At 32.8% G+C, this 9755-nt stretch carries 11 protein-coding genes and 3 pseudogenes; 9 read left to right on the plus strand and 5 right to left on the minus strand.

Annotated features, from left to right (window positions below; all coding sequences use genetic code 11):
• The 3 genes from Q0R51_RS08535 to Q0R51_RS09080 form a co-directional block, all read right to left on the minus strand.
• Window positions 1–274: SLAP domain-containing protein (locus Q0R51_RS08535; protein WP_294758119.1), on the minus strand; the 274-nt coding region annotated here is incomplete at its 3' end.
• A gap of 229 nt (window positions 275–503) precedes the next feature.
• Window positions 504–998: a hypothetical protein gene (locus tag Q0R51_RS08540; protein ID WP_294758120.1), complete on the minus strand. Its 495-nt coding sequence runs from the start codon at window positions 996–998 to the stop codon at window positions 504–506.
• Between the two features lie 444 nt (window positions 999–1442).
• The gene (locus Q0R51_RS09080) at window positions 1443–1532 is read right to left on the minus strand and encodes a putative holin-like toxin (RefSeq protein WP_081945396.1); all 90 of its coding nucleotides are present in this window, start codon (window positions 1530–1532) and stop codon (window positions 1443–1445) included.
• A gap of 605 nt (window positions 1533–2137) precedes the next feature.
• Here Q0R51_RS09080 and lepB point away from each other — a divergent pair.
• The 4 genes from lepB to Q0R51_RS08560 are packed head-to-tail and all read left to right on the plus strand — an operon-like array spanning window position 2138 to window position 3475.
• Window positions 2138–2794, plus strand: a complete 657-nt coding sequence (gene lepB, locus Q0R51_RS08545; RefSeq protein WP_294758122.1) for a signal peptidase I — start codon at window positions 2138–2140, stop codon at window positions 2792–2794.
• A 57-nt stretch (window positions 2795–2851) separates the two neighbouring features.
• On the plus strand, window positions 2852–2983 hold the full coding sequence (locus Q0R51_RS08550; protein ID WP_294758123.1) for a hypothetical protein: 132 nt from the start codon (window positions 2852–2854) through the stop codon (window positions 2981–2983).
• Complete coding sequence (locus Q0R51_RS08555; protein WP_294758125.1) at window positions 2976–3206, plus strand: hypothetical protein; 231 nt, start codon at window positions 2976–2978, stop codon at window positions 3204–3206. The genes Q0R51_RS08550 and Q0R51_RS08555 overlap by 8 nt, the downstream gene beginning before the upstream one ends.
• Window positions 3207–3256: 50 nt before the next feature.
• Complete coding sequence (locus tag Q0R51_RS08560; RefSeq protein WP_294758127.1) at window positions 3257–3475, plus strand: hypothetical protein; 219 nt, start codon at window positions 3257–3259, stop codon at window positions 3473–3475.
• A 167-nt stretch (window positions 3476–3642) separates the two neighbouring features.
• Here Q0R51_RS08560 and Q0R51_RS08565 read toward each other — a convergent pair whose 3' ends face one another.
• Together Q0R51_RS08565 and Q0R51_RS08570 are read right to left on the minus strand one after the other, a co-directional pair.
• Entirely contained in the window at window positions 3643–3945 is a 303-nt protein-coding gene (locus Q0R51_RS08565; RefSeq protein ID WP_294758129.1) for a hypothetical protein, read from the minus strand.
• Window positions 3946–4359: 414 nt separating this feature from the next.
• Window positions 4360–4476 (minus strand): annotated as a pseudogene (locus Q0R51_RS08570) (DNA/RNA non-specific endonuclease); the annotation flags it as partial.
• On the opposite strand from Q0R51_RS08570, the pseudogene Q0R51_RS08575 reads away from it, so the two are divergent.
• The 5 genes and pseudogenes from Q0R51_RS08575 to Q0R51_RS08595 all read left to right on the plus strand — a co-directional run.
• Window positions 4466–4879, plus strand: a pseudogene (locus Q0R51_RS08575) (transposase); the annotation flags it as partial. The pseudogenes Q0R51_RS08570 and Q0R51_RS08575 overlap by 11 nt on opposite strands.
• Before the next feature lie 161 nt (window positions 4880–5040).
• Window positions 5041–5331: a hypothetical protein gene (locus tag Q0R51_RS08580; RefSeq protein WP_294758131.1), complete on the plus strand. Its 291-nt coding sequence runs from the start codon at window positions 5041–5043 to the stop codon at window positions 5329–5331.
• Window positions 5332–5556: 225 nt separating this feature from the next.
• Complete coding sequence (locus tag Q0R51_RS08585) at window positions 5557–7131, plus strand: ABC transporter ATP-binding protein (protein WP_294758133.1); 1575 nt, start codon at window positions 5557–5559, stop codon at window positions 7129–7131.
• A 16-nt stretch (window positions 7132–7147) separates the two neighbouring features.
• A complete protein-coding gene (locus tag Q0R51_RS08590; RefSeq protein WP_294758135.1) occupies window positions 7148–8770 on the plus strand; it encodes an ABC transporter ATP-binding protein in 1623 nt (540 codons plus the stop codon).
• A 652-nt stretch (window positions 8771–9422) separates the two neighbouring features.
• Window positions 9423–9568: pseudogene (locus tag Q0R51_RS08595) on the plus strand (IS3 family transposase); the annotation flags it as partial.
• Between the last annotated feature and the right edge of the window lie 187 nt (window positions 9569–9755).

Consider the following 9755-nt stretch of genomic DNA (forward strand, 5'->3'; position numbering starts at 1 on the left):
TGAGGTAGCGATTTTTACCTTTAAGCTTGTAGTAAGGCTGTTTTTTAATTATTACTGGCTCATCTTCAACTTTGACAGTTGTAAAGGCACGGTATTTATTTTTAGTACGCTTGCCAGCTTCAGTATAAGCTACCGATTTATGCATAATAGTTTTGGTAAGAGTGTGATTAGCTGCTTGGACAGTTGGTGCTGCTTGACTAGTTATTGTAAAGATTATTGCTGTACTAAACAAGCCAGCAACCAGCAGAGCAGCTATTTTCGTCTTTACTTTCATTTATAAACTCCTTTCTAACTTACTTTTAATATTATTATATCTTCTTTTTGCTTTGTCTTCAGCTTTTGTGTTGCTTGGCTTTGATTTGATACTATGAACAAACTTGACATCATTTGTTTTCGCATAGCCATCGAGTACTTCAATTCATTAAGTATGCATGGTTACCTATAGATACTTTTAACTCTTTCTCTTGCTAATCCTGAGATGTCAACAACATAATTCTAGCCTACTACCAGCCAAATACCGAATAAATCAAAAAAGTACACGCAACAGCGACAATCATATAAGAAATACGACAAATAATATATAATCTCCTTACTAATTTTGCCCGTTTTGCATTATAAATATAGGGAATACTTGTATAATGATCTCTTGCTTTTTTAGTTAAATCTGCGTTCATATACATTTCTGCTAACACGGCAACAATGAAAATCAAATTTCCTATAAATAGAATAACAACTTCTGATGTAAAAAAAGCCCAACTTAATAACAGAACAATAGCCGCAATAAACCGGCTGGCATTTATCATTACCACTTCTCTCTCAATTCCAGGCTTTGCTACAAACTCTACTGTAGAAGCTGCGACTTCTTTTCGTGATTCCAAATTAAGCTTATGCCAAGCTTTTGACTTGAGATAAATCATAGATAGCAATGTTATAAATGCAATAATAACGAATATTAAAATAATAATCTCGTAAATCAAAACGTAAATCGTAGTATCCATAAAAAGCTCTCTTAGTCTATTATGTTTTGCAAATATTTAAAGGCTTGCGATGTTTTGATTATTTTAGCAGGTTAAATACTGTAAACTTTTTTGTTTCATACACTATACGCTGCCTTAAGCTTTAGCATATCATTTTTTATTGATATAACAAATAACCATTAAATTAAAATAATTGTAAAAAAGTCTAAGATCGCTAAAACTTCGAGAAATTTTTTGCTCTGCTTTTGTAACTGTTAAAAAGAAGATTATAAATGGCAGCATTGCAATACCTGACTCAGCCTTTGTGCAAAATTAATTCAGTCATGATATAATGTAATTGTAAAGAAAAGAGGCCTTGCGCTAACAAGACCTCTTTGAAAACAAGCAGCCGCTCTAAAGGCGGTTAGCTGTCTAGGTAATAGAAGACTTCCCCAACTTGCTAAAGTATGATTGGGACGGTCTTTTTTATTTCTTGTGATTATTGATATAATCCAACAACACAATAATAAACGTGGCGAATGCCAACATTATTTGTAATGCCTGGTAAACGCTCATTGACTGCTTCTCTTTCTAAAAGATTTCGTGCCATAGGCACCATCTCCTTTCCGGATCAACAGCCAACCGCCCTCAAAACAATTTGCTTGAATTCTAAATTAATTATAACAAATACTGTTTGCATATTGAATAAAAGAAGAGCCAGATAATTAACTAAACGGCTTGGTGTAAATAACTTTCACTCACCTTAAAGAATCAACAGAATAGTTGGTTTCTTCCAGCCGATGAATTAAAAGTTAATAGTGAGTTGGCTTTAACGAAACCATTGTAAAGGCTTTTTACTCTGTTTAATAGATTTCAATTAAGGATTAACTTCCGATATTTAACGAAGCTAGTCCTTTTGTTTTGTTCGAATTCATTTTAACTGAGACTTTTTATAACTATCCACTTGCTATTTACAATAAAAACAGAAATTAGCCTTATGATCTGATATAGATTGTGATCTCCAAGCTTAAAAAAGCTCTTATCATCTAAATAGATTATTTGTTTAATTTTAGGTTGGTTTTTAGATTATTTTGACTTTCAATTATTTATCTGCCTATAATTTATCTATTAATCACAGGCTAGTTATATTAATATGTAATTTTATTTGTAAGGACTTACTTATGGCAAATAATCAGAATAACGAAAAAAATGAGAAGACAAAACAATTTTATGATTTTTTAAAATATACAATAGTCTTATTTGCGATTTTTATTTTAATCAATTTTTTATTAACAAAATATTTGATAGTTAAATGTTCCGTATCTGGTATCTCGATGCAACCAACTTTTGAAAATCAAGAAAGAGTTATAGCTAATCGCAATAACAAATTGAAACGAAATGAAATTGTCATTTTAAAGGCTCCGGATGAACGTAATTCCTTTTATATAAAAAGAATTATAGGATTACCAGGTGAAACTGTTACTGGAAAAAATAATAAGATTTATGTTAATGGCAAAAAAATAAATCAAGACTATTTAAAACCAGGATTTAAGCTGACGGATAATGAAGATGGCTTTTATGGTACTAAATATTCTTATACTGCTGACTTTTCAATTCGTTCTTTAGCAAGAACAAAAGAATATAAAAGTATTTATTCCCCTTCTCAATTAAAAGAAATGAAAAGTACTAACAAAGTTCCCAAAGGTTCATATTTTGTAATGGGAGATCATAGGAGCGTTTCAAAAGATAGTCGTTATATAGGAGCCATTCCTAGAAGTAAAATTGAAGGCGTTGTTAAATATCGCTATTGGCCACTTAACAGAATCAAAGCATATTAAAAAGGAATAAGTAATTTGATATGACCCACAATTTAGGACAAATTTGAGGCTATTTTTATGACTAAATTATCTAAGCAAGATAAAATTCAAATCTATCAGCTTTGGTACAGTTATGGAATTGGTCGACTGAACTCTGTCAGCACTATCAGATTGGAAGGACTAATATTAAATATTTGTCAGCTTGATTGATCGTCATGGTCTAGCTATTTTAGACCAGCTTTTTACAACTTATACAAGTGATTTTAAGGAGCAGGCTCTCAAGCGAATCATAGTTGACCATGAGCCTGCCAATCAAGTTTCTTTTGATTTAAAGAAGAAGGACAAAGATCGGGATAATCGAGAAATAATGCTGAAATCAAAGCTATTTATGAAGAACACAAGCACCGCTATGGCAGTCGGTGCATTACTGTAGAACTAAGACGGCGCGGTTTATTAATCAATCATAAAAAGGTGCAGCGCCTAATGAACAAGCCGAAATTATTTGGCATAGTCAGTAAACGCTGGCACAAATACAACAGCTATCGTGGCACTCAGTGTCCGATTAAGCCTGACCATATTAAACGTAGCTTTAGTGTAGTTTATCACAATCACAAATGGTATTCAGATATAACTGAGTTTAAGCTCAATGAGCAAAAGACCTATTTATCATCGATCATTGATGGGTGTACTCTATTGAACTAAAACTTAAAAAATTTAAGATTGGTTTTGACGGTGGTAAAATTTTTTTCTATTGTTTTATTTGAAACCGACGAAGCATGAGCTTTATTAGTCACTTTTTCAACTACTCTAAGCAAATTAAAGAAGGCACTTTAAAGTGCCTTCTTTAACTCTAGTAATAGATGGTTTTATCAAATATCATTAGGATCTATATGTTCACGTGTCAATCTTGCAACCTCTGAAAGATTAAGTCCATAATCAGTTATAGAAATTTCATATTCAAAAGCATGAATTTCATCGACTTCTTCTGCCTTACCATAATTAAAAAAGGCACCAAGCGTTCCACATAAATGTAAAATGCTAGAGAGGCTTTCAGTAGAATACACAACAATAAAAACGCTATTTTTATATGATTTTTCAATTCTATATTCAAAATCATTTTTAATACTTGTTTTTATAGCAAGTATTAAATCTTCTTGTTTTTTTTCGTTCATTATTAAAAGCTTTCTGTGGGTTTCATGACTACTGCAGAGACAGAAAGAATATTAGAAGAAGCTCTTTGTTCATGCAGAACTAAGGTACCCGAATCCGCCTCTAACGATTGGGATATTTCTTACTTTTCCATTATTGTAATGAGCATGCAAATCTAATTCTAGTCTGAAAGACGCATATTTAGGATCAGTTATTTTTATGTAAATGTAAACAGCTCTACCCGATACGCGCGTTACTTTGGATATGCCTGCGTCATCCGTTACTACTGAACGAGTGAGGTTACAAGTCGAGCTCATTATATCACAAAATTCCTAATATACTACACGATAAATTCACTTAATAAAAATATTTCACTTTAATAGTATGATCTGCTTTATTATAACCGGTATTGCAATCAAAAGAAAATTAAGGCTGAATATTGAATAGGCAATCAGATGCCCGCGATTGTAAATTTGTGTGTTATTATGATGGTTATAGTGCCATGCAATAAGATTTACTACTTGTCTAATACGTAGATTATCATTAGTAACATTTACTATTTCTCGTAATCCTAATCTTAAGCAAACAATGGCCATGCTAAAAAAGGCCAGGCGCAAGCATCCAGCCCTGAATGGCTTAATCTTCCACACTGATTAGGGCTGGCATTACCAAAATGCCCAGTTTCAAGCATGGCTGAAAAACCATGGCATTAGCCAGTCAATGTCACGCAAGGGCAATTCGCTTGATGATGGGTTAATGGAAGGCTTCTTCGGCATACTTAAACGAGAAATGTTTTATGGCTTTGAAAAGCAGTTTAAGAATCTGAATGAACTGGAAGAGGCAATCAGAGACTACATTGAGTATTACAATCAGAAAAGAATCAAGATCAAACTAAAGGGACTAACACCGCTTGAATATCGGAAGTTAGTACTTAGTAAAGCTAATAAAGTGTCCTGATTTTAGGGTTCACATCAAATAGGAACGTTTTTCAAAAAATGGTAGCCATCACTTCTAATGACAGGTATCTTCTAAAGGAAACTTACAAAAGTAGTCTTTCCCTTACCTGACTTTATTCTATCTATAGAAGCGAAAACTCCTTTTGCATAATTTGTGCACGTATGTCTTTTACAAATTTATGTATATTAAAGATTCCTATAATTTCTGGTGGTGTTGGATTTGATCTAGGAAATATTAAGCTACTAACTGAAAAAAACAAAACTATTACCAGTAATTCGGAACTTAAAGTACTTGAACATCCTTCTCAAACTGTTGCTAGCTTAAGTTTCACTAATACTATTATAGCTAGTCTCATGGCATTAAAAGCTTTTAAGATAATAACTAAAATAGATGACTTTTCTGAAAAAAATATAGGTATTGACTTTAAAAATCTTAAAATATATAATAATTAAAAATAAATTATAATTTTATAGGCGTTTGTATAAAGGATGCGCATAAATATGTCAGAACAAATTTCACAAGATGTCAATGTAGAAGAAGTTGACTTTGAAGAACTATTTCAAGATGTTGTTGCATATCATCGTACGTAATAATTAAAAAAATCATATGATTTTCATTATTCTATTGCTATATGTTAACATATAGCAATAGTTTTTTAAGTTCGAAAGAGATTTGTAATGTCACTTAAAAGCCTTTTTAAAGTCAACATTTTACGAGGCAGTTTGTTGCTACTTATATACCTGCTTTACTCTTATACAGGCACTATAACAACATACCTCTTTAGGTACGCATTAAACGCCTTAACCCGCAAAGATTTAACAACTTTTTTGTATTGGTGCAGTGTTGAAATATTAGTTGCAATCGTAAGCAGCATATTCTTAGCTACTAGTACATATCTGTTTAACAAACAGATTCAGCAATATATCCATATGCTTAGAGACAAGCTTATTCATCATTATTATCAAAATGGCGACGGTACAGTTGCCAAAATGCAGAATATTTTAAATAATAATATGAAGATATTGACAGATGAATATGCCAAACCCTGGATTCTTATCTTAAGCAGCACCTTAATGCTCCTGATGTCAATCGGTGTGCTATTTTCTATGCATTGGTCACTTGTCATAGCGACAGTAATAACTTGTATCATAGTGCTTGATCTGCCACAATTTACCAAAAAAGCTACTACGCGAGCAACTAAGACAGCCTCTCAAAAAAATGCCGCCTTTTTAAAAACAGTTGCTGAGTGGTTCAGTGGATTAAATGTATTGCGTCGCTATCATGCAGTTAATCGTTTGCAGCTTGCACTTAAACAGGATAGTGCTACTCTTGCCACTGCTAACAAAAATAAGCAAAAGGCCATGAGTATTGCAGATGGACTGAATGGATTAGGCAATTCATTTGGCCAAATTGGTATTATTCTTTGGGGTGGACTACTTTTCTTTCACCACCAGCTAGACTTCGGTGGTTGGCTTGTTGCAAGTAATTTTGCCGCTTCAATTTTTGATGAATTATGGGACATAATTGATTCTATTACTCAGATAAAGGCTACACAGGACCTACGTGACGAGCTTTACACATTAACTCAAGACAATACTGAAACAGACAGCGAAGAAGGTGCTGCTCCTGTTGCCTTTAGTGTAAAAAATTTGGTGATAAATTACGGCAGGCATCAAATAAAATATCCAGATTTTACAATTAAGGCGCACGACAAAGTCCTGCTTAGTGGAGATTCAGGTACCGGCAAGTCAACACTGCTTAAGGCTATCTTAGGCAAATTGCAGCCTGCAGCTGGCTCAATTGAATATTATAATAGAAAAAATGAACTGATTACGCCTGACTACAGACAGATTGGTTATGTCGCTCAAGACGGCATGCTTTTCCCTGATACAATTGCAAATAATGTGACAATGTTTCAGCATTGTTCTGAAGTGGAAATAAATCGTGTAATAAATTTGGTTAAATTAACTGATGATTTAGCAAAATTTCCGCAAGGCATAAATACGACAATTAATATGGATACCCCCAACCTATCTGGCGGTCAGCAACAAAAAATCATTTTGGCAAGAGCTGCGCTAAAAAGCCAAGATCTATTACTATTGGACGAACCAACTAGCGCGATTGACAGCAAAACTAGTGCCACGATTATCAGGTCATTGCTAGCAAGCAAGCAGACAGTGGTCATGATTGGTCATAACTTGCGACCTGAAGTACAAAAATTATTTGACTATCAGATTAACTTGAAGAGTTAAGCGTGAAGGGGGAATTATGAAGATAAAAGATTTTTGGCATGTTAACCCACTAATTTTTATTAGCACTATAATTGTTCAATTATTAGTACCTGCTTTATCCTTGTTAACCGTACAAGTTGGAATATATCAGGTCGATGCTATCCAACAAGTTAATTTGCCCAAATTTTTACAACTAACGGCACTTAATTTTGTTTTGCTAGCAGTTAGTTACATAGTAGAATATTTGTTTGACTATCTTTTAGCCAAACAAAAAGAGCGATATAAAGTAATTTTAAGAGCTAAAATAATTAATCACCTCTGTTACACCAAACAAGAATATTCAATTGCTCAAATACAGAACTTTTTGACAAATGACTTAATCCAAAGTGAAGAAAATTATCTTGACGCTTTTATGAGTTTAATTGGCGGCTTAGGTTATGTTGTTTCTGCTCTGGTTATGTTATTTTCCATCCATTGGACCATGCTAGTTGTCATTTCCTTAATGGTAATCATCTCCTTACTTTTACCAAAATTAACAGAGAAGCCATTACAAAAAGCAATAATGGCTATTTCTGATAATAACAAAAAGTATCTTGATATAATAAGTAAATGGCTGACTGGCATAGAAGAGTTACAACGATATTTTTCAGGTAGTCACCTTTTTGCAGTATTAAGCAAATCTTCACGAAAATTAGAGCATGCCAATGTTAAAGAAGCTGGAATCAAGCAGTGCCTTAAAGTCGTTAACGAAATTGCAGCTCAGTTTATGTTATTAGTGCTATATGCTGTGACTGGATATCTAATTGTATCCAAGCAAATTGCTTTTGGCGTAATCTCAGTAGTCAGTGATCTCAAATATTATTTAAGTAGCGGTATTGAATGGATCACAGAGGCTCGAGGAGCCATGGCAGGAGCCTCTAGCCTCAATAGGCAAATTGAAAATTTGGCTTCACCAATTGTTAAGCCTGAAGAATCAAATTCAGATTTAGAAGAAGTAGATGAAATTGTTACAGATAATTTGCAGATAGCTTTCCCGAATGGCGAAAGCATACAATTACCTAATATTAAAGTTAAACCTGGTCAAAAAATATTATTAACTGGCGAGTCTGGCATGGGTAAATCAACTTTACTTAAAATTCTGGCTGGTGAACTAAGGCCTAGTTCTGGTCGTGTGATTTACCGAGGAAAAAAAGGCACTTTAACTCATCCTGATTTAAGTAAAATCGGATACTTGCCTCAAAATGCAATCTTGTTTCCTGTTAGCATAAATGACAACATAACAATGTTTGACGATCGTATAGCGCCAATGGTACCGACATTAGTCAAAGACATGCAGCTACAGCAAGATGTCGATGAGCAAAAGCTAAGTTTGCAAACAATAATTGATTTAAACAGGTTGAACATATCTGGTGGTCAAAGACAAAAAATAGTTTTAGCACGTGCATTAATTCATCAAAGCAAAATTATTCTAATTGATGAAGGAACTAGTGCGATTGACGCACAGGCAACCATAAAAGTTTTACAAAAGATCATGAAAACTAATGCTAGTGTAGTCTTCATTGCCCATAATTTAAATCAAGAAATGAAGAAACTTTTTGATTACGAACTACGTTTAGTTAAAAGCAATAACAAAATAAAAAAGCTGATATTATCAGCATAAGTTTAAAAAAGCTATATTGAAAGTTTAACAGCTAACGTAGAATAAAATTAAGTCTGATCAGCCTACAGTATCAGCTGTAAAATTTTATCTTAATGTTATTCATCGATACCATAATAGAAATTAGAAAATCAAGAAGACCGCCCCACAATTTGCTAAAGTTTTTATTGGGACGGACTTTTTAGTTTTCATTCATTTTACTAGCTTGTACTTCGATAAATTAAAGTTTACGTACAGAAAACAGATATCATAAAAATTCTTACTTCCTGTGTTTTTATTATAACTAACTAGAATATGAGCAAAATAGATATGATTCATATCTACTTTGCTCAATATTTTAGTGTTAAGAAGAGCTTACAGCAATCTAGTTAACTTTATCATGGCCGACAAACTATCAAAATCTTATTACCTAGTTAAAGTAGATAATACTGTATCATTCAATTTAGCATATTTTACATTATAAGTAATAGAAAGTTAATTAATGGAGCAGAAATATGCTGTTTGGTTATACCAACTATTTAAAAAGAATGGAGTATATTGTTTTTATTGTTTAATTGCTTTTTATTAGGAGTTAAAATTATTAATAATATCCCTATTTATTAGTGGGATCCTTTTTATATTTGAGTTTTATAAATAGCCCATCAGTATAAAATTCATACTCAAACGAGAAATGTTTTATGGTTTTGAAAAGCAGTTTAAAAACTGAATGAACTGGAAGAGGCAATCAGAGACTACATTGAGTATTACAATCAGAAAAGAATCAAGATCAAACTAAAAGGACTAACTCCGCTTGAATATCGGAAGTTAGTCCTTAGTAAAGCTAATATAAAGTGTCCAAATTTTAGGGTTCACATCAATTTGGACTTAATCCTTTTTACTTTCACCCTTTATAACTCTGCTAATCGTTTTTCATCCAAATGAAACATAATCATACAATAAAGTAATAATATTGCAGTCATAAACACCACCACATAGATGTTAGTAGTTC

The sequence above is a fragment of the uncultured Lactobacillus sp. genome, from assembly GCF_946477725.1.
In the GTDB taxonomy this organism is placed as follows: domain Bacteria; phylum Bacillota; class Bacilli; order Lactobacillales; family Lactobacillaceae; genus Lactobacillus.

Coding starts and splice junctions, on each gene's coding strand:
- Q0R51_RS08540 (WP_294758120.1), bottom strand. CDS start 998: ATGGATACTACGATTTACGTTTTGATTTACGAGATTATTATTTTAATA.
- Q0R51_RS09080 (WP_081945396.1), bottom strand. CDS start 1,532: ATGAGCGTTTACCAGGCATTACAAATAATGTTGGCATTCGCCACGTTT.
- lepB (WP_294758122.1), top strand. CDS start 2,138: ATGGCAAATAATCAGAATAACGAAAAAAATGAGAAGACAAAACAATTT.
- Q0R51_RS08550 (WP_294758123.1), top strand. CDS start 2,852: ATGACTAAATTATCTAAGCAAGATAAAATTCAAATCTATCAGCTTTGG.
- Q0R51_RS08560 (WP_294758127.1), top strand. CDS start 3,257: ATGAACAAGCCGAAATTATTTGGCATAGTCAGTAAACGCTGGCACAAA.
- Q0R51_RS08565 (WP_294758129.1), bottom strand. CDS start 3,945: ATGAACGAAAAAAAACAAGAAGATTTAATACTTGCTATAAAAACAAGT.
- Q0R51_RS08580 (WP_294758131.1), top strand. CDS start 5,041: ATGTCTTTTACAAATTTATGTATATTAAAGATTCCTATAATTTCTGGT.
- Q0R51_RS08585 (WP_294758133.1), top strand. CDS start 5,557: ATGTCACTTAAAAGCCTTTTTAAAGTCAACATTTTACGAGGCAGTTTG.
- Q0R51_RS08590 (WP_294758135.1), top strand. CDS start 7,148: ATGAAGATAAAAGATTTTTGGCATGTTAACCCACTAATTTTTATTAGC.